This window comes from Pararhizobium sp. PWRC1-1 (assembly GCF_049897905.1).
Classification (GTDB): Bacteria; Pseudomonadota; Alphaproteobacteria; order Rhizobiales; family Rhizobiaceae; genus Pararhizobium.
The window spans coordinates 1-23712 of the sequence record NZ_JAFCXE010000020.1 but is presented as its reverse complement, the minus strand read 5'-3'; the positions used below and the strand labels follow the sequence as shown (position 1 = coordinate 23712).

At 58.7% G+C, this 23712-nt stretch carries 15 protein-coding genes and 1 pseudogene; 5 read left to right on the top strand and 11 right to left on the bottom strand.

Features of this window, described 5'->3' with window-relative positions:
* The first annotated feature begins 30 nt into the window (after nt 1–30).
* The gene (locus ACP7E0_RS25400; protein ID WP_426128943.1) at nt 31–918 is read left to right on the top strand and encodes a UTP--glucose-1-phosphate uridylyltransferase; all 888 of its coding nucleotides are present in this window, start codon (nt 31–33) and stop codon (nt 916–918) included.
* A 182-nt stretch (nt 919–1100) separates the two neighbouring features.
* On the opposite strand, the gene ACP7E0_RS25395 is transcribed toward ACP7E0_RS25400, so the two are convergent.
* The 7 genes from ACP7E0_RS25395 to ACP7E0_RS25365 form a co-directional block, all read right to left on the bottom strand.
* On the bottom strand, nt 1101–2057 hold the full coding sequence (locus ACP7E0_RS25395) for a hypothetical protein (protein ID WP_426129115.1): 957 nt from the start codon (nt 2055–2057) through the stop codon (nt 1101–1103).
* 641 nt (nt 2058–2698) lie between these two features.
* Complete coding sequence (locus ACP7E0_RS25390) at nt 2699–2872, bottom strand: hypothetical protein (RefSeq protein ID WP_426128941.1); 174 nt, start codon at nt 2870–2872, stop codon at nt 2699–2701.
* A gap of 148 nt (nt 2873–3020) precedes the next feature.
* Nucleotides 3021–5054 carry a response regulator gene (locus ACP7E0_RS25385; protein ID WP_426128939.1) on the bottom strand — a complete coding sequence of 678 codons (2034 nt, stop codon included), beginning with the start codon at nt 5052–5054 and terminating at the stop codon, nt 3021–3023.
* Nucleotides 5051–10735: a HAMP domain-containing protein gene (locus ACP7E0_RS25380; protein WP_426128937.1), complete on the bottom strand. Its 5685-nt coding sequence runs from the start codon at nt 10733–10735 to the stop codon at nt 5051–5053. Before ACP7E0_RS25380 ends, ACP7E0_RS25385 begins: the two co-directional genes overlap by 4 nt.
* Before the next feature lie 464 nt (nt 10736–11199).
* On the bottom strand, nt 11200–11814 hold the full coding sequence (locus tag ACP7E0_RS25375; protein WP_426128935.1) for a hypothetical protein: 615 nt from the start codon (nt 11812–11814) through the stop codon (nt 11200–11202).
* A gap of 26 nt (nt 11815–11840) precedes the next feature.
* Nucleotides 11841–12161, bottom strand: coding sequence for a PepSY domain-containing protein (locus ACP7E0_RS25370; protein ID WP_426128933.1), 321 nt, complete (start codon nt 12159–12161; stop codon nt 11841–11843).
* 351 nt (nt 12162–12512) lie between these two features.
* Nucleotides 12513–13958 (bottom strand): phospholipase D-like domain-containing protein, encoded by a 1446-nt coding sequence (locus tag ACP7E0_RS25365; protein WP_426128931.1) that lies wholly within the window; start codon nt 13956–13958, stop codon nt 12513–12515.
* Between the two features lie 63 nt (nt 13959–14021).
* On the opposite strand from ACP7E0_RS25365, the pseudogene ACP7E0_RS25360 reads away from it, so the two are divergent.
* Nucleotides 14022–14419: pseudogene (locus ACP7E0_RS25360) on the top strand (PQQ-dependent sugar dehydrogenase); the annotation flags it as partial.
* A 384-nt stretch (nt 14420–14803) separates the two neighbouring features.
* On the opposite strand, the gene ACP7E0_RS25355 reads toward ACP7E0_RS25360, so the two are convergent.
* From ACP7E0_RS25355 to ACP7E0_RS25345, 3 genes are read right to left on the bottom strand one after another with little or no spacing between them, the layout of a single operon-like run.
* Complete coding sequence (locus ACP7E0_RS25355) at nt 14804–15880, bottom strand: lipocalin-like domain-containing protein (protein ID WP_426128929.1); 1077 nt, start codon at nt 15878–15880, stop codon at nt 14804–14806.
* Nucleotides 15870–18284, bottom strand: a complete 2415-nt coding sequence (locus ACP7E0_RS25350; RefSeq protein ID WP_426128927.1) for an FtsX-like permease family protein — start codon at nt 18282–18284, stop codon at nt 15870–15872. Before ACP7E0_RS25350 ends, ACP7E0_RS25355 begins: the two co-directional genes overlap by 11 nt.
* Entirely contained in the window at nt 18281–18937 is a 657-nt protein-coding gene (locus tag ACP7E0_RS25345) for an ABC transporter ATP-binding protein (RefSeq protein WP_113316504.1), read from the bottom strand. Before ACP7E0_RS25345 ends, ACP7E0_RS25350 begins: the two co-directional genes overlap by 4 nt.
* A 971-nt stretch (nt 18938–19908) precedes the next feature.
* On the opposite strand from ACP7E0_RS25345, the gene ACP7E0_RS25340 reads away from it, so the two are divergent.
* Both ACP7E0_RS25340 and ACP7E0_RS25335 read left to right on the top strand, forming a co-directional pair.
* Nucleotides 19909–21768 (top strand): AI-2E family transporter, encoded by a 1860-nt coding sequence (locus ACP7E0_RS25340; RefSeq protein ID WP_426128924.1) that lies wholly within the window; start codon nt 19909–19911, stop codon nt 21766–21768.
* Between the two features lie 154 nt (nt 21769–21922).
* Nucleotides 21923–22129: a hypothetical protein gene (locus ACP7E0_RS25335; protein WP_426128922.1), complete on the top strand. Its 207-nt coding sequence runs from the start codon at nt 21923–21925 to the stop codon at nt 22127–22129.
* 662 nt (nt 22130–22791) lie between these two features.
* Here ACP7E0_RS25335 and ACP7E0_RS25330 read toward each other — a convergent pair.
* Entirely contained in the window at nt 22792–23250 is a 459-nt protein-coding gene (locus ACP7E0_RS25330) for an MgtC/SapB family protein (RefSeq protein WP_426128920.1), read from the bottom strand.
* A 185-nt stretch (nt 23251–23435) separates the two neighbouring features.
* Here ACP7E0_RS25330 and ACP7E0_RS25325 point away from each other — a divergent pair.
* The coding region (locus ACP7E0_RS25325) for a KUP/HAK/KT family potassium transporter (RefSeq protein ID WP_426128918.1) at nt 23436–23712 on the top strand (277 nt) is incomplete at its 3' end.

Here is a 23712-nt window from a genome sequence, read left to right as displayed (position 1 = left end):
GCAATACCACATGAATTGGAGGCTCCCTACATGCACACGAAAGTCCGAAAGGCCATCATCCCCGCAGCCGGATTTGGAACAAGAATGCTGCCGGCCACAAAGAGTGTTCCAAAGGAATTGCTGCCCATCGTCGATCGGCCGATCATCGACTACATCGTCGCGGAAGCCTTTGCGTCCGGGATTGAGCATGTCGTCATTGTCACCGGACGGATGAAGGGTGCGATCGAAGACTATTTCGACCACGCCTTCGAAATCGACACCTGCCTTCGCAATGCCGGCAAACATGGGCTGGCCGACCGGATGGCAGAGCGCACGCCGGCCACGGGAAGCATTTCTTTCGTTCGCCAGCAGCAGGCCCGCGGCCTGGGCCATGCGGTATGGACGGGGCGTCAGGTTGTCGGTGACGAACCCTTTGCCGTCTTGCTCCCCGACATGCTGATGGTCGACAACGAACCGTGCCTCAAGTCGATGATGGAGCTCCATGACCGTCACGGTGGCAACATCATCGCTGTGGAAAGATGCGCCCCCGAGGAGGCTCACAAATTCGGCATCGTGTCCATGAAGCCAAGCGGTGACGGTCCGCTTGTCACCGGTCTCGTGGAAAAACCGGCGCCCGGAATGGCGCCGAGCAATCTGTTCATTTCCGGACGCTACATCCTTCAGCCTGAGATCTTCGACCTGCTGGAGAACCAGTCTCCCGGCGCCGGCGGCGAGATCCAGCTGACGGATGCCATGATCGCCCTGATGGCCAGGCAGACGATCAGGCCGTTCGAATTCCGAGGCCGCAGCTTCGATTGCGGCTCGCCAGCAGGTTTCGTGAGTGCCAACCTGCACATGGCACTTGCCCGCGCCGACCTCGCTGCCTTCGTCAACATGGAAATCGAAGCCCTGACCACGGCACGAAGCGCGGTCGCCTGAACAGGGTAACTGAAGTGCATGGCGTGTGAAAACCCGCAATCTGCTTCAGCCTTCGTGCTCAGCTGCTTGTTCGCTCCCAAAAACCGGTGCCTTAGGTGACCTCATGGCCGCACGCACGGCCTGTGGATGGGCCGTCATATTCAGGGAGGCCGTCGCCCAGGTCAGGCGCGCCAACATTCAGATCATGAATGCGAGACGCCATCCACACCGCAGCGACGCGTGATACGGCCGTCCAGTTCCGCCAAGCGGCCGGCAAAGCCAAGATTTTCTAGCTGATACGTCATTGCGCCCACAAGCAAGGTCCGCGCCGCCGCAAGCTCACCGTCGCGAATGTGGCGATTGGCCCGATGGTAGAGAAAGTTTGCGCGCTCGACGGGTGAGAAAGTCTCTCCGAAGTGCGCATGAAACCGGTCTGCCCAGGCCCGATGGCGAGCGATCGCCGCCACGGCGATCTGATAAGGTCTCATCGGCGCAGTCACTCGTGCTGCACGAACCAGAGGGCGTAGAGCCGGAAGATCGTCTCGGCGGCAGGCCTCTATCAAAGATAGCGCGCGCGCCGTCCCGGTAAACGCCCGAACCGTACCATGGCCGGTCATAGGAACCGGGACGAGATGCGTCTTCTCCTGCCGCATACTTATCCGAATCGCGTGCTGGCAATCGACGGCGTGGAACGGATCGAAGAAGAGATAGGCCCGCCCGGCTGCGTGATCAGGCGCTATCCCCATATTGCAGTGGAGGTCGGGCGAGAAATGGCGTGCAAACCTGCCGTCAAAAGGAACGGCCTTTGGATCTATCGAGACTTGCGGGCAAAAGGCGATGGCAACGTCAGCGTTGAAGCGCCTGCGGTAGCGTAGCGCCGCGTAGCCTCCCTGCGAGTGCCCGTAAAGGACCCGCTCCGGTGCTGTATGAAGGATGGGCGCGGCGGCCTCGACAGCCTTGACGACGCTCGCTGCCGGAAACCAGTTCGGCCGTCGACTGATGAAGCCGAGCGCCGAAATGTCGGCTTTCTCGCAGAACCGCTGCCCCCAGAAGCGGCTACCGTTCGCCATCACTTCCATCTCATTAAAGGTGATGAGAAGATAGGGAGATGTCCCCGCGCGATGTATCACCTCCAAATTCTCATCTGAAAATACACGCATGCGGCCCCCCATCAAACGATCATCGGATTAATATACTTCAATATTCGAAATATATTTTCCCCAACGGGGATAGACAGAGAATTTAGTTCGAAATCAACCCGTGGTCCACACTCTCTCTTTCCGGATATATTGCTTAATCGCTCCGCCAGGGAAGCAAGGGCGATCCCCGTGGTGCGTTTCAAACTCCTGAAGCCCACAACTATTGGCTCGAGCCACCAAATTGACTTGCTGACTGGCATTTGCGTCCTCAGATATGCGTTCGCCCGGCATTCTTCTGAAAAAGGAAGTTGCTGTTTGATCGCAGCCATATCCTTTTGTGTACGCCTTGATGGGTACTAAGGCATCTTGTGGCGGCAGGATTGAAATGTCCGTTGTTGTGCAAAGTTGAAATGTCACTTTGGGCGGCGGCTTCAGCCATTTAGAAATGCGACACTCGACATGTCGACTTACGCTGAGGCAAGCCCCCGACCGGACCGGCTGGGCCGGGTTGCAAGGGAAGGGAGGGGGCGGTTGAGGGACACACCCCTTCGGCTTTAAGACGATCCGGGTCCGAAGCGCCTTCCAGAAATCTATTGCCATAAGAGCTCCCCGCCTCAGGCTTTTATCGCGGCGATCGCCCCATCGGGCCTCACCACCGCGCGTTAGTTGTCCAGTCCGACGAAGCGCGTGGTCGTCACCACCGAGCCGCGTTCATCGAGCACAGGCACATTTTTAATCTCTGTCGTGCATTGCGGCTCCAGGAACCCGGCGGTACAGCGCTCGGTTTCGACTTTCTCAATCACCGCCTGGATGACGAAGAAACTCTGCGCGAACACGCTGACAAGCGGCGGCGATGAACAGCACCATAAGCAGTAGCGATGGTGCGACGAAGGCCGCAAAGGTCCTGAAGCGCAAGGATATGCGAGGTTAGTGTCCCGAACTGATCGCGAGCAACTAACGGGGCGCCCTTTTACTACTGTTGGATTATCCCGGCGTCAGAACGTTCCTCAGTGCCTGAAGAAGGGCAGCGCGCGTAAAGGGCTTTGTGACCAAGGGAACGTCCGCAGGACGTTTCGCGATGTCCTCCACGTCGGCGAAGCCACTTATGATGACCGCTGGCCACGTTGTTCGGGTGGCACGCGCTGTGGTGATGAGATCGAGACCAGACATGTTTGGCATGGCGTAATCAGTCACAATCACGTCAAAGATCGTCCCGCCATGATTGATCATTTCCAGCGCTTCGGTGGCGCTCGCCGCGCAGGTGACATGGTAACCGGCATCCGTCAGATGCATGCGCGTGAGGTCCCGAAGACCAACGGCGTCGTCGACAAGCAGGACCGTCTGTCCTGCGGCCACCAAAGGTTCGATTTCCCCGCTTGGCTCCGAAGTGTCATCTTGAGTATCACCAACCGCACGAGGCAACCATACCTCCACCACCGTGCCAGTTCCCGGCTCGCTATAAACACGCAAGCTTCCCCCAGACTGTTGGGCGAAGCCAAGCACCGAACTTAAACCCAAACCGGTACCCTTGCCCGGATCCTTGGTGGTGAAAAACGGTTCAAGCACGCGCTGGAGCAATTCGGGTGGAATCCCGGCGCCGGTGTCGCTCACCGATACTAGCACATAATCACCCTGTTGCAGATCTCCCTGGATATCCGACAAGTGTCGATTGGTGCCAGCCACCGTCACCGTCCCGCCACTGGGCATAGCGTCCCGCGCATTGATCACGAGGTTCATCAAAGCCAATTCCAGCTCGCCGCTATCAACGAAGGCGGGCCACAACTCCTCATCGAGTTCCCACTTCAGAGTGACAAGGCCGCCGAGTACTGGGCCAAGCATGCTGTCTAGCGCCGAAGCCGACTGAGCCAGCCTGACCATTTTCGGTTGCAGGTGCTGACGCCGGGAAAAGGTAAGCATCCGGTTCACGAGATCACTGCCCTGCTGTGCGGCATGGCGCATCATCCCCAGGATCGTCTGCCCACGCTGGTCGAGGTTGGTACGCCGCTCGAGCAGCCCGATGCCGCTCAACACGGAGCCCAGTAGATTGTTGAAATCGTGAGCGATACCCCCCGTCAGCTTTCCGATGGCATCCAGCTTTTGTGACTGCAGCAGTTGGTCCTGCAGACGCCTTTGCTCGGTGATGTCGCGCAAGGTGCCGACCAAGGTGCCTGAACGCCCCGATACCGGCACCCGTTGGTCGACGAAAACGCGATAGGCACCATCCCGGTGTCGCCAACGATACTCCGTTGGTCCAGTGGCGTTCGCCGATGCAGACCAAGCGCGGAGATCGTCCGGATGGATACGCGGCTGCCAGATGTTCTGGACCTCCTCGAACGCTTCGGAGGAAAACCCAGTGAGGCTTTCTACGTCGCCGGCGATAAAGCTTGGGGTCGCGCCGTCGGCCTGGATCTGGAACACAGCCAGAGGGAGGGCGCGCAGCAGCAGGGCTTGGCGCTCCTCGGCTTCGCGCAAAGCCTGGTCGACCTTAAGCCTTTCCGACTGTGCGTTGAGTGTTTCCTGCAACAGGATTTGTTCGCGCCTGGCGTTGCGCTCGATTTCGCGCGTCTTTTCGTAGAGGCTGACGAAGACTGCGACTTTGGATCGCAAGATAACTGGATCGAACGGCTTGAACACAAAGTCGACGGCGCCGCTGTCATAACCGCGCATCAAGTGGGCGTCTTCCTTGTTGATGGCAGTCAGAAAAATGATAGGTGTGTCACGCGACTGTTCGCGCATTCGCACGAGCTTAGCTGTCTCGTAACCGTCAAGCCCTGGCATTAGGACGTCGAGCAGAATCACCGCAAACTGACCTTTTAGGAGGTATCGCAGCGCTTCGGCACCGGAATCTGCCGTAACGATCTCGGCCACGTCCTCCAGCACCTCGCTCAAGGCAAGGAGATTGCGGTGATCGTCGTCAACCAGGAGCACCCGCGGACGAATGGTCAAAAGCGGTTCTTCCGCTCCTGCGACCAACTCGGGGGCACCGGGAATTGAAGCGTTATCTAAAGGAAGGCTCATGCGTCGCTCCCAATCGCGATGGATGCAGTACGGCTGCGGGACCGGCCGGTCCAGACCCGCAGCAGCGCCAATAGAAGGTCAAGATCCACAGGTTTTGCGATATAGTCCGAGGCACCGGCATCAAGGCACTTCTGCCGGTCGCCTTTCATAGCCTTGGCTGTCACGGCGATCAGCGGAATATGGGCAAGGGAGGCGCGGTTGCGGATCTCTCCGATAGTCTCATAGCCGTCCATCTCCGGCATCATGATGTCGACAAGAGCAACATGTACGTCCCTTTGGCGCTCAAGAATTTCGATGCCTTCACGGCCGCCCTCGGCATGGAGGACTTCGATACCGCAAGTCTCGAGCAGGCTGGTAAGCGAGAAGATGTTGCGGATATCGTCATCCACAATCAGGACTTTGATGCCAGCAAGGTCCTGCGCAGGTGTCTGGTCTTCTTCAGCGATATCTGTTGCCAAAGGCCGCTCCAAGAGTTGGACCAGTTGCGAGACGTCCACCGCCCGGGCCACTTCATCCAGAACTGACAGGTTGCCGACAAAGGAAAGAGTTTCGGCGTCCGTGGCAAAGATTACGGTGGCATCAAGCACCCTGCTAGACTGGCGGGCCAGGTTGGCCAGGGCCGCGTTGTTGTCGGCAGCAAGGCCGATCGAGAAGACGATGTGGCTGTATTTTTCCAACGCCCCGTCATCGGCACCACCGGGGAGACAGTTCAAGGCGGTGACCGAGGTCAAACCGTCGCGAATTGCTTCGGCGGTGGCGAGCCGTCGCTTGGCATCGGCGTCTACTACAAGGACATTGCGATGGCGGCGGTGCGATTGGTCCATTATCGACGCAAAGACGTGAGACAGCTCCTCCTGTTCCACCGGTTTGAGCATTACGGATGCCGCGCCCTTGTCGGACAATCCGGAGGCGCTTTCGGCTCCCGATATAACATGGATCGGGATCGATGCGGTTTTCGCGTCGTGCCGGAGCAAATCAAATAGAACCCAGCCGTCGATATCGGCAAGTCCTAGATCAAGCGTAACGGCATCCGGCATGACCTGTCGGGTCAGTGCCAATGTGCCCGATCCGGCGGTCGACAACACAGCCTTCAGACCTACCGAGCGGGCGACGTCAAGTAGCACACGGCCGAAGGTAGGATCGTCCTCCACGATCAGGATGACCTTGTCGCCTGGTTGCAGAGTGTTGCGGTCATCTATATCTGAAAATTCGTTTACAGCATCGGTAGCCAAGATGTTCAGGGCACCTAATGCGGTGTCATTGTGCCTCAAGTTGAGCATCCGAGGCCCTTCAAGCGGCACGATTAATGTAAAGGTCGAGCCCTTGCCGGGCGTACTCTGCACTCGGAGCACGCCACCTAAAAGATTGGCTATTTCTCGGCTAATCGATAGCCCAAGCCCGGTACCGCCATATTTGCGGCTGGTTGTCCCGTCGGCCTGCTGAAAGGCTTCGAAGATAAGTTTCTGCTTGTCCTCGGGAATGCCGATGCCGGTGTCTGTGACCGCGACCGAAAGCATCCGAGATGCGGCGTGACCGCGAGGAGCAGCGACAGTTTCTTTAAGGCCGAACCGCAGCTTAACCTCGCCCCTTGCGGTGAACTTGAATGCGTTGGACAGGAGATTGAGCACGACCTGCTGCAGGCGCTTTTCGTCGGTGCGCATTGTTTCCGGCAAGTCCGGATCGATCTCGATAGTGAAGGCCAGCCCCTTGTCGCTGGCAAGCTGACGGAAGGTGCGCTCAATGTGCTGGCGCAGCTGGAGCAGCTTCACGTCGCCTAGATCGATCGAGACAGTACCGGATTCGACCTTGGAGAGGTCGAGGATGTCGTTGATGAGGTTAAGCAGGTCGGTGCCCGCGGCGTTGATCGTTCGCGCAAACTCTACCTGCTTGTCATCGAGATTGCCCTGCTGGTTCGAAGCCAGAAGCTTCGACAGGATTAGCAGCGAGTTCAGGGGGGTCCGCAGTTCATGAGACATGTTCGCAAGGAATTCGGACTTGTACTTGGAGGTAAGTGCAAGCTGCTCGGCCTTTTCCTCCAACGCCCTACGGGCCATTTCAATTTCGAGATTCTTGTTTTCGACCTGCTTTTTCTCATTTTCGAGCAGCTGGGCCTTTTCCTGGAGCTCTTCGTTCGTGGTGTGCAGTTCTTCCTGCTTCTTGGTCAACTCTGATTGACGGGCCTGAAGTTCAGCTGTCAGCAGCTGCGACTGCTTAAGTAGGCCTTCAGTACGCATAGTGGCTGCGATAGTGTTCAGCACTATCCCCACCGATTCCATCAGCTGGTTGAGGAAGGATTGGTGCGTGTCGTTGAACTCGCCAAACGAGGCGAGCTCAATTACCGCCTTCACTTCTTCCTCGAACAGCGCTGGGAGGATGATCACGTTGGCCGGGTCGGCCGCACCCAGTCCCGACGTGATCTTTAGGAAGTCAGCAGGCACCTCGTCCAGCATGATCACTCGCTTGTCGGCTGCGCTTTGGCCGATCAGCCCTTCCCGAAGCTGCAGCTGGCTCTTTATTTGGGTGGTGCTCTCTGCGCCGTAGCTTGCGGCCAGCTCCAGCCGCATATCTGTGTCCTCGCGGTTGGTCACGTAGAACACCCCGTACTGAGCGTTCACCAGCGGAGCGAGCTCGCTCATGATAAGGCGCGACACCGTCGAAAGGTCGCGCTCCCCCTGCAGCATCCGCGAGAAACGCGCCAGGTTAGTCTTGAGCCAATCCTGCTCGGCATTCTTTAGCGTCTGATCCTTAAGGTTGCGGATCATCTCGTTAATATTGTCCTTGAGCGCGGCCACTTCCCCTGAGGCTTCGACGGAGATGGAGCGCGTCAGGTCGCCCTTTGTCACAGCGGTCGATACTTCAGCGATCGCGCGCACCTGAGTGGTTAGATTTGCTGCGAGCTGGTTCACGTTGTCTGTCAGGTCGCGCCACAAACCGGCAGCGCCAGGTACGCGCGCCTGCCCCCCGAGTTTGCCTTCTATTCCCACCTCGCGGGCCACGTTGGTTACCTGGTCCGCAAAAGTGGCTAGCGTCTCAATCATGCCGTTGATGGTTTCGGCGAGCGCCGCGATTTCGCCTTTCGCGTCCACTGCCAGCTTGCGCTTGAGATTACCCTGCGCCACCGCAGTCACAACCTCGGCAATGCCGCGCACCTGGTTGGTCAGGTTAGTCGCCATCAGGTTCACGTTGTCGGTGAGGTCTTTCCAGGTACCGGCGACCCCTTCTACCCGGGCCTGACCACCGAGTTTGCCTTCGGTACCCACCTCGCGCGCGACGCGCGTCACTTCGCCGGCAAAGGAGTTGAGCTGGTCCACCATGGTGTTGATAGTGGATTTGAGCTCCAGGATTTCGCCCTGCACGTCAACGGTAATCTTCTTGGACAAGTCGCCCGACGCCACGGCCGTCGTCACTTCGGCGATGTTTCTCACCTGGCCCGTTAGGTTCTCGGCCATGGAATTTACATTGTCCGTCAAGTCCTTCCAGGTGCCGCCAACACCCTTAACCTGAGCTTGGCCACCCAGCTTGCCTTCCGTGCCCACCTCGCGGGCCACGCGCGTCACTTCCGACGCAAAGGAGTTGAGCTGGTCCACCATTGTGTTGATAGTGTCCTTCAGCTCTAGGATTTCGCCGCGCACCGCCACAGTGATCTTTTTCGATAGGTCGCCTGATGCCACTGCAGTGGTCACCTCGGCAATGTTGCGCACCTGACCGGTCAGGTTTGCTGCCATAGCGTTCACATTATCCGTCAGATCCTTCCAGGTGCCCGCCACGCCTCGCACCTGCGCCTGCCCGCCGAGCTTGCCGTCCGTTCCGACTTCACGGGCTACACGGGTCACTTCCGAAGCGAAGGAGTTGAGCTGGTCCACCATCGTGTTGATGGTGTTCTTGAGTTCGAGAATTTCGCCTTTGACGTCCACGGTGATCTTCTTGCTCAAATCGCCGGAAGCCACGGCGGTGGTCACCTCGGCAATGTTTCGCACCTGACCGGTCAGGTTCTGCGCCATCGAGTTCACATTATCGGTCAAATCCTTCCAGGTACCAGCCACACCCTCCACATGCGCTTGGCCACCCAGCTTGCCCTCGGTGCCTACCTCGCGGGCCACACGCGTTACTTCGGACGCGAAGGAGTTGAGCTGGTCAACCATGGTGTTAATGGTATCCTTGAGCTCGAGGATTTCACCCTTCACGTCCACAGTAATCTTCTTGCTAAGGTCCCCGCGCGCCACGGCGGTGGTTACCTCAGCGATGTTGCGGACCTGACCGGTGAGGTTTGCCGCCATCAGGTTTACGTTGTCGGTCAAATCCTTCCAGGTGCCGCCCACCCCCTTCACATCGGCCTGACCACCCAGCTTGCCTTCCGTACCCACCTCGCGGGCCACGCGCGTCACTTCGCCCGCGAACGAGTTGAGCTGGTCCACCATCGTGTTGATGGTGGATTTAAGCTCAAGGATTTCGCCCTTCACGTCGACAGTGATTTTCTTGCTCAAGTCACCGGACGCCACGGCGGTAGTCACTTCCGCGATGTTGCGCACCTGGCCGGTGAGGTTCGCCGCCATCAGGTTCACGTTGTCAGTCAGGTCCTTCCAGGTGCCGCCGACACCACGCACCTGCGCCTGCCCGCCGAGCTTGCCCTCTGTACCGACTTCGCGAGCCACGCGCGTCACTTCCGAGGCGAAGGAGTTGAGCTGATCCACCATCGTATTGATGGTGTTTTTGAGCTCCAGGATTTCGCCTTTCACGTCAACGGTGATTTTCTTGCTCAAGTCACCCGAGGCCACGGCGGTGGTCACTTCGGCGATGTTGCGCACTTGGCCGGTCAGATTGTCGGCCATGAGGTTCACGTTGTCGGTAAGATCCTTCCAGGTTCCGCCCACGCCTTCTACGCGTGCCTGCCCGCCCAGCTTTCCTTCGGTGCCCACTTCGCGGGCCACGCGGGTGACTTCCGAAGCAAACGCATTGAGCTGGTCGACCATGGTGTTAATAGTGTTCTTGAGCTCGAGCACCTCGCCCTTCACTTCCACAGTGATCTTGCGGCTGAGGTCACCATTCGCCACGGCGGTCGTCACTTCGGCGATGTTGCGCACTTGGCTCGTCAGGTTCTGCGCCATCGAGTTCACATTGTCGGTAAGGTCCTTCCAGGTGCCGGCAACGCCCTTGACCTGTGCTTGCCCGCCAAGTTTGCCCTCAGTGCCCACTTCGCGAGCGACGCGCGTCACTTCCGACGCAAAGGAATTGAGCTGATCGACCATGGTATTGACCACTTTGCCGATGCGCAGGAACTCGCCGCGCAACGGCCGTCCGTCGATCTCTTCCATCATAGATTGGCTGAGATCGCCCTTGGCCACGGCACCGATCACGCGCGCCACTTCAGCGGTCGGCTGCACCATGTCCTCGATCAGCTCGTTGACGGAGCGCACGCTGGCGTCCCAGCTACCCGTTGCGTTGCGCACATGGCCGCGCTCGCCGATGCGGCCGTCCTTACCCACCACGCGGCCCAGCCGTGCGAACTCGTCAGTCAGTGCTTCATTGAGCTCAACAATCTCGTTGAAGCTCTGGGCGATCTCGAAGTCGAGCCCCTCGAATTCACCATCCAGCCGTACTGAGAAATCGCCGCGTCGAAAAGCGCGTAAGGCGTTGAGGATATGGCGGCGATCGAGCTGTTGTGTGGTCGCGGACGTCGTCAAGTTGCAGTCTCCTCCGGGCTTCTCACTCTGCCTCTTTCGCGCAGAGCACGCTAGTTTAGCGATACCGTAACCTCATGGCACTGGATTACTGGCTCCGCTACAAAAATTATCACGAGGGTTGATCTAGTCACTGTCAGATTCTACACCGCTGCGGATGAGGCGAGAACGGCCGTTGGCGTGCTGTTAATCGGCCTGGCCTGGGAGCCCGAGTGAGCCCATGTTCGCCTAAGTCTCCGACCTCTTTCGGAAGAGGTTGTCGGTCGAGAGATCGACCTTCAGCCCACACGTCCGAGCAATGGAAGCAGCTCGCCGGAGATCGCGTGATCTCCGCGTCGCAGGCGACGCGATGCAGGCACTAGACTCCACAATGCGGCATGTGCTTTCTTTGGAAGGAACGCACGAAGTTTTCGGCCAAAAAAACGGGGCCTTTCGAAGACCCCGTTTTCGTCGTTACTTTTTAACCGTTACACCGACGATGCTCGGCCTGCGTAACGCGCACGCTCGGCGTCAATTGCGGACTGGGAGTAAGGGTCGGCCTTTTCATCGAATGAACTCCAGCCTTCGCCCTCGTAAGCTGCCCGCCTCGTCGGAAGATCGACCCAGTTAGAGCGCTGAAGAATGGCTTGGGCTCCGGTTGCCTGGGCATCCGGCACCCTTGCAGTTACCAAGGTGCCTCCTCGGCGAATGCCTTCGGCATAGACATGCGCATCGCGTTCATCGACGCCGGATTCTGTCAGGGCTCCAACGATGCCGCCAGCCGCACCACCGACAACCGCTCCTGTAACTGCACCCACGGCAGTTGCTGCAAGCCAGCCCGCGGCCACTACCGGGCCGACGCCTGGGATCGCCATGATGCCAAGGCCAGTCAGCAGCCCGCCGACGCCGCCGACGGCCGCACCGATGCCAGCGCCCGCGCCCGCGTCTTCTGCGACATCATTATCGTTATCCTTATAGCGACCGTCCGAATTGTTGGAGACAATGCTGATGTCGCTATCGGAAACACCCGTTGTCTTAAGCTGCTCAACTGCGGCGCTAGCATCGGAATAATGGTCAAAAAGCCCTGTTACCGTCTTCGTCATGGTGTTCTCCTTGTCGTTTTTGTCGCTTATTTGGCGACGATGTTGCCCTGGTAGTCCATCGACACCATCACGGATTTGCCGCCCTTGGTAGCCTTGCCCTGCCACACGCCCTTGTCGTCAAGCTTCAGCTCGGTGACGTCCGCATAGCCGGCTTCAACAATGCGCTCCTTAGCTTGATCTTCGGTGAAGCTGTTCGCACCTTCGACGGGTGCGGTGGCATTCTGCTCGGACGGTGTTGCCACCGCCGGAGTGTCCCCGTCGGGGTTTGCAGCAGGTTTTGATTCCTGCGCGAATACCGAGGTGGCGGAAAGGACGATGGCTGCGGTTGCGACGAGAAGTTTCTGCATTGGGTTCTCCTTGCGGGATCGTTGGTTGATACTCGACACCGAAACACACGCGGAATTGAAAGGTTCCCACAATTGGGGCCTCCACCCACACCCTAGACTTTTGCGGGATCTGTCGCAGACTAAAGTCCTACATCGTCGAAGTGGGCGGACTTATCGGAGAGACCACGTCAAGTTCGGAGGGAGCGACTATTCCGCGAGCAAAACATTCTTCGTCAAAGCACTCCAGCCGCTCGGCGTCGCTTGAAAAAGAACATAAGACAGTGAGGCTGCATCAACGCACTCGCTGAGGAGCACATTATGGCATCCAGCCTATTTGGGGCAGCGGTGAGCGCACGTTTCGGTGAAAAAATCTCATGCATGTGTGTAACGGCGGCGACGGAGGTATCCCGACATCCGGTTCGCTACTCCCGTCGGTCGCTCAGGATCGGCGATACCGGACTCCGCCAGCATTTCTTCGTCAGGCGTAAGCTCCCGCATCGGCACTTCCACCAACCCGCGCCCGTCCGTCCGGTTGAGAGCTTCAATTGCCTTGATCAGCGAGCCGTGTTCTTCTATCTCTCCTTCGACCTCAGATGGTTCACGTCCGAGGTGTTCGGCGACGAGCCCGTTTCGAAGGGCGAGAATCCTCTGGGAGATGGCGTCCCCGTCTTCACGCGATTCAATGATGATATCGCACTCCGTGTCGTACCCCATCGAGCGGTTGTTTAGATTTGCCGAACCCAGTTTGAGAACACGGTCGTCGCCAATCATAATCTTGGCATGCACGTAGATCGATGTTCGCGCGTCATTGACTGGATACAGGATCCTGAAGCGCCGATGCCGGTCGGCGTCACGAACAAGCTTCATGAGCCTGATGCGCGCCGAGTCCATGAACTTGGCCTCGAGCCACCCTTCCGCCCCCTCGGGATTGATCACCACGACCTCGGGTCCATCCGCTTCAGCCAACCTTTCGGCGATCGCTTCCGCGATCACCCTTGATGCAAAATATTGACTTTCGATGTAGACCCATTTTCGGGCGGTTTTGATTATGGCAAGTTTTGCCGCTTGGATTTCACCAGACTGGTGTTGTTGTTCATATTCCGGCTGCGTCCGCGCTATGCCCATCTCGATATCGTGGAAATCGACCTCCAACCCGGCCGGCCACGGATCAGACGGAGCGTCGACGGGTTCAAGCTTCTCGCCAGTCGCCAGCTCCCATCTGGTCCTCGCCAGCTCACCGAGAGCTGCGGCGGCCGGACCCGATACGCAAGTCGTCGCGTCGTGCCACGGCCCCTGTTCGAACCCCATTGGCGAGCGCCGTCGCTTGTCCTTTTCCAGATGGTCGCGCGTGTCCCATCGTCCGACTGTCATGTCTATCCCGCCGCAGAACGCGACTCGGTCGTCGATTACCAAAAGTTTCATGTGATGGGCCGACATAGAGGGATGCGCGCCGTCTAGCTTGAGTTGGATGCGATTGGAAAACATCCAACTCAAGATGTAGAATGGCGTCTCGCCGCGGGTCACCGAGTTGACCAACCCGATGTCCCATTTGAGAATACGGATGTCGATTTCATCGCGACGCTTTGAAAGCCAGTTTAGGAAGTCGCCGAGCTTTTCAGGCGCGTCGTCCTTCGCATCTCCCGGAATTAGGTCGATCCGGGTGTCGAAATCCCAGCCAACCATGAAGATGGAGCGTTCTGCCTTCAGCATCGCGCTACGCGCATGCTTGAAGAATCCGGCGGCATCGACAATGACAGCCGCCCTGTCGGCATGTTCAACGCGCCAGCATGTCTCGCCTTCGGCAAGTATCGCCTTCATTTCAGTACCTCGACCTTTCCTATTCGAATATAGGTCACTCCCGCGTGGTAGCTATTATGCATCCATGTCAATGCGCGGGTCCATCCGCTACGCCAGGATATGTTGGAGAAGGCGACAAAGCCTGACTATGCCATGGGGCGGCGCTTGGCCTTACGTTTTCCTTAAACTCCGCTTCGCCCGCGCCGTTCAACAACGGCGCCTTCGTCGGCGAGCACGGCAGCTGGAACCGCAGTGCGTTCAATGGATCTAAGGTAGTCTTCATCCCGTTCGAAACCAGTCGCACCTCCGGCAAAGGGCAGGATGTGGTGACCGATTTTATCAAGGGAGACCAGGCTCGCGACCGTCCCGTTGGCGTCGGCGTCGACGGAACTGGAGCCCTTTGGTAGCGGACGACGCCGGCAACATCGTCTGGCGCGTCAGCGCCGCCGACGGGAGCGTCCCCGCATCCGGTCGGTACAGACCACATGCTCGCACATTGATTGATGGAGGCGGAGACGTCAACGCCGCGGTGCCGGTCGCCCGCGGCGTTGACCTCGTCGTCGATGAGCCGCACCCGGTCTTTTCCGCCGACGGCAGCGCGTGGAGGCCTCCGTCTTCAGCCAGGCCGACAACCGGGCTACAAACGGATCAAGCTCGCCCGGCCGGGCAGGCAACCTTGACCTTCGCTCCACGCCATCCAGGCGCAGATAGTTGCGGATGGTATTCCGCGACAGGTCTTTCCGAACGCCAATCTCGCGAATGCGTAGATGTTCTCGAAGATGCCAGCGGCGGATCGCGCTTTCAATTTTTTACAGTTAACCAACTCCCAACAGCAATTTGCAGATCAAGGGCGATTCCTCGGAACGTCACTCATATCCGGTCATTTCCAGATAGCCCTGCCCTTTCGCACTCCCCTCGAATATGATCGGTCCTTCCCAGTAAGGTGTCGTGGTTTTCATCCAGGCCTGGTCATTTAATGGGCTGGTGGTCACGTCAAAGCCTCGCTTGGGGATCCGGACGCGCCACGCGACCGGCACGTCCCGGTTTTCGACGCGCGCCAAACGGACCGGCGAAATCTCCAGCGAACCGGGTGGCAGGACTGTCGGCGTTCCGTCGCGGGCGATCCAGTTTGCCGACGTATAGCCGCCACTGCCATCGCGCAGCCGAAAGGCCATGACTTTTTCGCCCGAGTCCAGATGCAGGGAAAACCAGTCCCATCCGGTTTGGTCCGCGGCCAGGGGCTGCGATGACCATTCCCGGTCGAGCCAGGCTTTGCCCGTGACGGGAACGGTTTTTCCGGCCATATCGAGGGATCCCGAGACATCGTAAAAAGGCTGAGAATAGTAGTAGCTAGCCTGTCCTTCGGCGGATTTTACCGAGTATCCCCGGTCGCCCTGCAGCACCAAAGGCCCCGTGGCCGACAGGTCCAGCGCATAACGAAAATCCTTCCCGCTCGCTTGGAGGCTGACCTTGTCAAGCTGATCGCCTTCCGGTTTTGGCAGGGCCTTCATCTCCCAATCATCGATCCAGGCCAAGAAAGGTTGCGCCACGACACCAGCCTGACCGACGCCTCCGCGCCCAAGTTTTTCCGAGACGAAATGCTGGTCCTTGGTGGTAATGGCGGCATGACCCAACCAGATCTGTGGATCGGACCATCCATTTGCGGTTTTCGGCGCAAGGGCCGAGCGAAAGAGCGTCCATTGCACGCCATATTTCGTGCCATCCTGACCTTGAAGATTTGCCGTTGCGTACCACCACTCGATGCGGAATTCGGGGTGGGATCCGTGGTCAGTGGGAAAGCTGAATTGCAGGCCTGGCCGGGGAATGGCAAAGCCTTCTGCGGTTTTGCCCAGACCGGCGAAACCTTGCGGGATGGCATATCCGGGATTGAGCAGCATTACAGCAACACCAAGAGCGGCGGCCGAAACTTGTCTAGCGTTCATTAGCAAATACTCTGAGCAGTTCCGCCGGGCCGATCGTTGCCAGGCTCCTGAGGGGAATGACGACCGAAACGAGCGCGGCGACGAGCGCCACAAGCCCGAGGATGAGCCAGTCCGCTGGGAATATCTGCATTGGTAGGCGCCAGCCGAAGGCCTCGACATTGACGATTGACAAGAGCACCCAGGCCAGCGCCAGGCCGACGGGAACCGCGGCGACGAACGTCGCCAGCCACAGCGCCAGGGTGCGCAATACGTCCAGCAGGGCAAGATCACGTCGCCTTACCCCCATTGCCCAGACGGGTGCGAGCTGCGGCAACCGGATACCCGACAGGGTCAACAGGCTGGAGAACATTGCAAATCCTGCAACGCCGAGCGTGAAGACGTTAAGCGCAGCGGTCACCGCGAAGGTCTGGTCGAAGACGGCGCGGGATTGCCGTTTCAAGGTCGCCTGATCGATAACGTTGTCAACGGGAAGACCGAACTTCAATGTCAACTGCTCCCTCAACGCCGGCGCGTCGGCTGGCGCAACGCGGATACCATATCTGAGCCTAGGAACGTCTGGGAAGTGGTCCGTCAGCGCATCGATGCCGACGATGACCTGCCCCTTCGGATTGCCGTAATCGGAATACACGCCAACCACCGGGATTACCCATCCTCCGGGCAACGCGAGACCGTCGCCGATGATCAGTCCTTTCCGGCGCCAGAGCTGCTCGTTGACGAGCGCGCCCTGCCCCAGCGCGACGCGATCCCAGACATCGGCGGTGCCTGCGAGCAACGGCCAGTTGTCCCGGTAGGTCGGATCGCTGGCCGCTGCACCAAAGATTTGCAGGTTATCGCCGAGGACTTCGCCGTCCACGCTCCAGATCGGCAGCACCGACAGGGAATGGCTTGGGAGCCAGGCCCGCAGCCGGGAGGCTTCTTCCTCGTCCCGCGCGGTGACATAGAGTTCGGCCGCAAGCCTCTGGTCGAGCCAGCCGATAAAGGTCAGACGAAAGCTTGAGACCATCGTGCCCACACCGACATTGGCAGACAGGGCAAGCAGCAATGCCATCAGGGCAAGGCTCAGCCCCGGCAGCTGCTGCCGGGTATCGGCCCAGAACCAGGTCGTGAGCGCGCCCGACGAGCGCCTTTGCAACAGCCACAAGCCGGCTGAGAGTACGGCCGGCAGTAGAAGAGCAGCTCCCAGAAGCAAGCAGCCCAGCACCGCGAAACCGGCTGCGAGCCCCTGCGCGAACATCGCGAGGGCGATCGACGCTATCAGTAGCAGCAGACCGGATAGGCTTTGCAGCCGCATTCCAACTGCCGTCGCGCGCGCCCAGGCGCGCGGCTGTGCCGCAGTCAAAAGCGGCATCCGACGGACCCGCCACAGGCTCTGTGCCGACGAGACGATCGTGCCCGCGACTGCGATCGCGAGCCCTGTCGCCCACCATTCCGGCCGCAAGGTTAGTGTCCCCGGGACACTTGTCCCGTAGAGGCCTTGCAAGGTTGCAGCCACTCCCGGCAATAGAAGAGAAGCAACGAAATAGCCGATTGCCACCCCGAGAAGCCCGGCAAGAAATGCCAGAAGAAGCAGTTCGGCCATCAGGAGCAAGGTCAGCGTGGACAGAGAAAGGCCGAGAGCGCGTAGCGTCCGGAAAGTCGCCCTGCGCTGCTCGAAGGCGAGGCCGATGGTGGCATAGACGATGAAGAGGCCAACGGCAAAGGCGAGGAACCCGAACGCCGTGAGATTGAGATGGAAGCTGTCGGTGAGCCGGGAGACGTCTGGCCGGTCGCCGGGCGGCTTGATCATGATTTCGGGTGCGAGTTTGTCGAGCGAGGGCAGATCTGTGCGTTGTTCGGGAGCTACAATGAACCGGGTCAGTTCGCCCCTCCTCTGCAGGATGCGATCGGCGACACCGATATCGACGAAGCCGGCACCATCTGGCATGTCCGGCGAAATCTCCAGCCGGATTTCCGTGTGCCCCTTAAGCTTGTTGGCGGTCGCCTGCGAGACCATCATCACGCCCGGCTCGGACAGGAAGGCGGCGAGATCGCCTGTTTTTCCCACTTTGATGCCGCCTGTCCCCGCCGGCATGGTCAGTGGATCTATTCCTATAATTCGGACGCGGACATTTCCGAAACGGCGATCGCCCTCGATCACAGGTGATACATCCCACCCCGCCCTTCTCAGCCTGGGATAGGTGCCTTTTGAAATGGACTGGCCGTTTCGCGGCAGGAGTTGCGTCAGCTCGTTCTGGTCAAGAATCGAGGCTGCCCGCGCATAGCTCGCCCGCGCCTCGGCATTGATCGCCTGGACACCTGACCATAGCGCGGTTGCCAGCGACAGTCCGAGCAAGAGGGTGGCAAGCTGCAGCGGTCGGCAGCGCCAATGCGAGAGGAGTGCCATCGCGGCAGTTGAGAGTATCATGCGATCTTTCCACCGTGCAGATGAACACGGCGGTCCAGCATTTGCGCCAGCCTGATGGAGTGCGTCACCAGCAGCAACGCTGCCCCAGCGCTTTTCGTCAGCGACAGCATGACGGCGAGCACGGCATCCCCGGTCGCCTCGTCGAGATTTCCGGTCGGCTCGTCAGCGAGAACCAGCGGCGGCTTTGCCGCCAGTGTCCTGCCGATCGCGACCCTCTGTTGTTGCCCTCCGGAAAGCTGCTCGGGGTAGCGGGCAAGGAGCGTTTCGATACCCAGCAGTTCCACGAGCTCCTGTTCCCATGCAGGATCATGCCGGCCGGCGAGTTTTGCGTGGAAGGAAATGTTGGCACCCACATCGAGCGACGGTATGAGGTTGAATTGCTGAAACACCAGTCCGACGGCGGTGCGCCGGTACCCCGCCCGTCCTCGGTCATCAAGTCCGGCGAGGACATGACCACTGGAAACGATCTCGCCGGCATCGGCGTGATCGAGTCCGCCGGCAAGGTGAAGCAGCGTGCTCTTTCCGCTGCCCGACTCTCCAGTCAGCGCGACGCTTTCTCCGGCGGCAAGATCGAAATCAATACCCTTCAGGATCTCGAGGCGCCCCTCGGCCGTGGTGTAGGATTTTCTGACGTTTCGCAGAGAAAGCAGCATCGGGCTCGGATCTAACGATGGGGACAAAAGGATATGTAGGGGTTGTAACAAGCTTTGTAAGCAGTCCTGTCAGGAGATTTCGCGCCGTGGGCCACCGGCCGACGCGCTTCATCGCAACTTGGGTCGCCGCGTTCGTCGTAAGTTGCCAGCCACCTCCGGGAAGATGTCAAATGTTCGACCCGGCGCACGTTTATTGAGAAATAGTTTGCCACGAAACGCGTAATGGGAAATTCGACATCGAACAATCCTCTTCGCCACGCGTTGGACCAATGCCTGTCTTGCTGACCACCGGGAGGAGTGCGAAACCCGGATGACCGCTCCATGGAAGGAAGTGAAGGCACTGCAGCGCCCCGAGGGCAAATGATGGTGCCCCCCGTTACACTGCCGTAGGCGGCCTTGGTGGCCATCCAAGTCAAACCGTAGACCTCTTATCCAGGTAGGATTGGCTTACCAGCCGAAGGGTGCTTATCCCAATACATCTTACGGAAAGTACTTCATCATGCGTGAACGCCTTTTGCACCAAAAAACCCCGGCCTTGACGAACCCACGCGAACGAGCTTCGTTAGAGAACTGATGTCCACTCCGGAGAAGTGTTCGGGAGGCCAATGGCGACCCAGAGGCGATGGCTGCCGCACCCAACCGCGTCGATGAGGCGAAAATCGCTCTGGGAGAGCGGGGGTCTGTTTCGTGGGATGATGGCGCGCCGGACTACAACCGACATCTCGTAAAAAATACACCCTATGACGAGTGGTTCTCCTTGCGCTGATTGGTAGCAGGCACCAAAAGGTATATTTTAGCTCCCGTCTCGATAAACGCCATCGCTGGTTTATCTATGATTGTCTACGCCGGATTTTTGGCGACACGACTTTCAGTGAGGATCGGCTTTGAGCGCGGAATCATCAAGGACAACAGATATCGGAAGCGCTGTACCAAGTCAGGGCACCTTAGCGAACACTGCCCTGTCAGGACGAATGATCCTCATCCTGATTGGGGTTGCGGTCATCCTGCGTCTCGGCCAGGAAATATTTGTGCCGCTGGCTCTGTCGCTTCTCCTGACCTTCACGCTCGCGCCGATCGTGTCTTTCCTCAGAAAGCGATATGTCCCAAAAATCGCGGCGGTCGTCCTGACGGTCGCGTCCGCGTTCGTTGTGATTACCGCGTTCAGTTTCGTGGTCGCGGGGCAAGTTGCCACCCTGGCGGAGAATATTCCGACCTATCAGCGCAACATCGTTGAGAAGGTGCACGCTCTCAGTCAGGCGGGATCAGGCAATGGGGTACTCGAACACCTGAGCAAAATCGTCGAGCGGGTCGGAACCGAGATGCAGACCCGCGCCGCTGAAAGTCGAAATGAAGCGTCATCGGAAACGACCAGCCCCGAACCCATGCCTGTCGAAATCGTCACGCGCTCGAAGCCGATCGAAACGCTAGTGAATGTCATCGTTCCGCTTATCCGCCCGTTCGCGACTGCGGGTCTCGTCATCGTCCTGGTGATATTCATGTTGCTTGAGCGAGAGGACTTGCGAGATCGGTTCATACGACTGGTCGGTCTAGGTGATCTCCACCGAACGACGGCGGCTCTCCAGGACGCGGGAACGAGGGTCGGCAAATACCTTCTGATGCAATTGGTCGTGAACGCCCTTTATGCGGTCCCCATCACCATCGGTCTATGGTTGCTTGGCATTCCGAATGCGATCCTGTGGGGATTGTTGACGCTCGTGTTGCGGTTCGTCCCCTATATCGGTCCCGTCATCGGGATGATCCTGCCGTTGTTTCTCGCATTGGCCATCTCGCCTGGCTGGTCACTGGTCGCGTGGGTTGCAGCGCTGTTCATAACCATAGAGCTGATCAGCAACAACGTGATCGAGCCTTGGCTCTATGGTAGTCACACGGGTCTCTCGCCGCTGGCTATCATCATCTCGGCTATCTTCTGGTCCTGGTTGTGGGGCCCACTCGGGCTGATGCTCTCGACACCGCTTACTGTGTGCCTTGTCGTCCTTGGCAGGTACGTTCCGCAATTCAGCTTTCTCGATGTTCTCCTCGGGAACGAACCCGTCCTCCAGCCTCAGGAGAAACTCTATCAGCGCCTGCTTGCCGGCGACCCGAGCGAAGCCACCGACAACGCCGAAGAATTTCTCGAGGAGGAATACCTGATCGACTACTATGAGAAAGTCGGTCTTCCGGCGCTGGTCCTCGGGGAAATAGACCGCCAGCGCGGTGTGATGTCGGAGACCCAGATCGCACTCGTTGCTGCTAGTATGCAGACGCTGATCGGTAACCTCGCCGACATAGCCGAAGAGGAGGAAAATGAGGAGGAACCTCAACAAAAACAGGCTGAGACACCCCAGGCGGTCGAAGGACTGGACCTACCCGACGGAACGGGACGGTCAATTATATGTCTTGGCGGGAGGGGAGCGATGGACGATGCCGCCGCGGCTATGCTTGCACAAATACTGGCAGTACAAGGAGCCGACGTGGTCACGGCCGACCACACCGTCACAGACGTGCGGAGTTCCAACCCGATAGAAACCAGCGGGTTCGATACGGTTGTAGTCGCGTTTCTGAATGGAAATTCAAAATCCCATGCGCGCCAGATTGTTCGGCGCTTGAAGCGCAAAAAACCCTCTTTGCGCGTCGGCATCGTCGTGCCGATGGCAGACGGAGAACGCTCGGCGCAAATAGCGCCAGCGGATATCAACGCAGACTTTGTCTCCCTTGGTCTAAATGAAGCGGTGCAATCGGCTCTAAGCGTCTCCGAACCCGTCCTGCTGAAAAGCTCCGCGAGGCCGCTGGTGCGCCCACGGCCCCGGCCGACCCCGCCTTTGGTCGCGTAATATCGCTGTCTGAATATCGGATTGAATTGCGTATGGCGGCATTCACCACCACAATATTGGTAGGCCACGTAGCGCGCAATTTCAGTGATGAGATTTTTGCGGGCAAGCGTGGTCACAAAAGCATATCCTCTTCATCCATCCGTTGAGGCGTGCCGTGACCAACATTTTCGCGTTTCAAACCGAGGCCATTGACAGCACAGGACTGTCGCTTTTGCGAAAGGTGCTCGATAAATGGTGTTTGGAAACTGATCATGACATTTATGGTTCGGAGGCTGCCGAGGCCGCCGCCGAACTTGTCAGCTGGTATCAGTTCGGGTTGAAGAACGAGCAACAACTGCTTGAGATGCTCAACCGAGGTTGAACAATCCATCTTATTCGACAACTCGGTGAAGCTAAAGGTCTACTTTTGCGTTCTCACCCATGTCGGGTCGGCTGTCCGTCACCACGGCGCGTACTCGGAGCGCCCGTTCCCCGAACTATGCCCCAAGAGCAGACCATTCTCGCAATGCCGCTCTTCATCCAGCCGAGATAATTGACGATCGGATAAAGTCACACACCCTTCAGAGGTACGCCGACGTCCGTGATGGCCTTGACCTCCGCATAAACATATTTGATCCAGTCGGCGCGCTGTTCGCCTTCGATTCCCGTATCTGCGACAAAGATAGTTTTCCCATATCGGCCATGAGAAGACTGTGTCCGCCGAGGAGACCGACCTGCTCGCATTACGTCCGAGAAATTGACGGGGTCGCCAAGCGTGGCAGTTTTAAGCACGGCAAGAGTACATTCGGGAGCCGCAGAGCTGACACCTGCTGCGCCTTTGTTTGAGAGCAAGCGTGGCACGACAGTGCGGTTTTTATCGGCTAGGCGTCCGCTTATTTGCGTCCAGCCGACAGGCGCGCGGTCATTCCGACCGCGACGCCCACAATCAATACGCTCACCAACCCCGCGATCATGGTGGGCATAGTTGGACCGCGGACGCGCCGGCTTGCTGCCTTTCGATTGGATCGATGCCAGGGGCGTATTCTAATCGGGTTTGTTCTCTGGCCCGTCCGATTTCAGGTTGGCGTTGAGACGGAGTGTGAGGAACGTCATGATCGAAAGCACTACGGCGATGTCGTAAGCTCCCAGGCCGACGGCAGTACCGATCGCGCCGGTGGCCCAGAGGCTTGCCGCGGTGGCGGTACCCCGCACGCTGGCTTTCACGACAAGGATCGCGCCGCCCCCGATAAAGCCCATGCCCGTGATCAACCCCTCGACGATCCGGGCCGTCGCTTCCGGATTGCCCGCGGTCAGGTTCTCGGTGGCCTGGATGAAGCCACAACTGGCAATGGCGACAAGCGGGAACGTACGCAACCCCGCGCTCCGTTCGCTCTTTTCTCGGTCCCATCCGATTGGAAGCGCCAGAAGATAGGCTGCGACGAGCGCTCCAAGATGGGGAACGACATTGAATGTCAGGCCGATAGCGGCAAGTTGGTCAATCATCTGGTGTTTCCTGCTGTTGGTACCTCGCCGTGAAGTAGGCGCGATGATTGAGCGATCAATAGATCAAGCACAGGCGCACGATGCCATTAACAGTAAACGCATGTATCACATTCAATTTGCCGGACTTGTCGCACTGGACCATATACAGGACAACAACTGGTAGCGCCGAGAAGGGCCATGAAACGATGACTGTATCCACAGCCCCGACCACCGATGCTTCAGAAACACGAAAGTTCCTCGTCCTGCTTCTGGGCTCGATCGGCGTTGTCTACGGAGACATCGGCACCAGCCCTCTATACGCCTTTCGGGAAGCCTTGCGGCCTTTCGCGCGCGACGGCATCACTCAGCAGGAGGTCGTCGGTTTGATATCCCTGATGGTCTGGACACTGACGATCATCGTCACCTTCAAATATGTTCTCTTCCTGCTGCGTGCGGACAACGACGGCGAAGGAGGTACGCTTT

Excerpts from the sequence above, each read along its gene's own strand:
- ACP7E0_RS25400 (WP_426128943.1), top strand. The coding sequence starts at position 31 with ATGCACACGAAAGTCCGAAAGGCCATCATCCCCGCAGCCGGATTTGGA.
- ACP7E0_RS25395 (WP_426129115.1), bottom strand. The coding sequence starts at position 2,057 with ATGCGTGTATTTTCAGATGAGAATTTGGAGGTGATACATCGCGCGGGG.
- ACP7E0_RS25385 (WP_426128939.1), bottom strand. The coding sequence starts at position 5,054 with ATGAGCCTTCCTTTAGATAACGCTTCAATTCCCGGTGCCCCCGAGTTG.
- ACP7E0_RS25375 (WP_426128935.1), bottom strand. The coding sequence starts at position 11,814 with ATGACGAAGACGGTAACAGGGCTTTTTGACCATTATTCCGATGCTAGC.
- ACP7E0_RS25370 (WP_426128933.1), bottom strand. The coding sequence starts at position 12,161 with ATGCAGAAACTTCTCGTCGCAACCGCAGCCATCGTCCTTTCCGCCACC.
- ACP7E0_RS25365 (WP_426128931.1), bottom strand. The coding sequence starts at position 13,958 with ATGAAGGCGATACTTGCCGAAGGCGAGACATGCTGGCGCGTTGAACAT.
- ACP7E0_RS25355 (WP_426128929.1), bottom strand. The coding sequence starts at position 15,880 with ATGAACGCTAGACAAGTTTCGGCCGCCGCTCTTGGTGTTGCTGTAATG.
- ACP7E0_RS25350 (WP_426128927.1), bottom strand. The coding sequence starts at position 18,284 with ATGATACTCTCAACTGCCGCGATGGCACTCCTCTCGCATTGGCGCTGC.
- ACP7E0_RS25345 (WP_113316504.1), bottom strand. The coding sequence starts at position 18,937 with ATGCTGCTTTCTCTGCGAAACGTCAGAAAATCCTACACCACGGCCGAG.
- ACP7E0_RS25340 (WP_426128924.1), top strand. The coding sequence starts at position 19,909 with ATGATCCTCATCCTGATTGGGGTTGCGGTCATCCTGCGTCTCGGCCAG.
- ACP7E0_RS25330 (WP_426128920.1), bottom strand. The coding sequence starts at position 23,250 with ATGATTGACCAACTTGCCGCTATCGGCCTGACATTCAATGTCGTTCCC.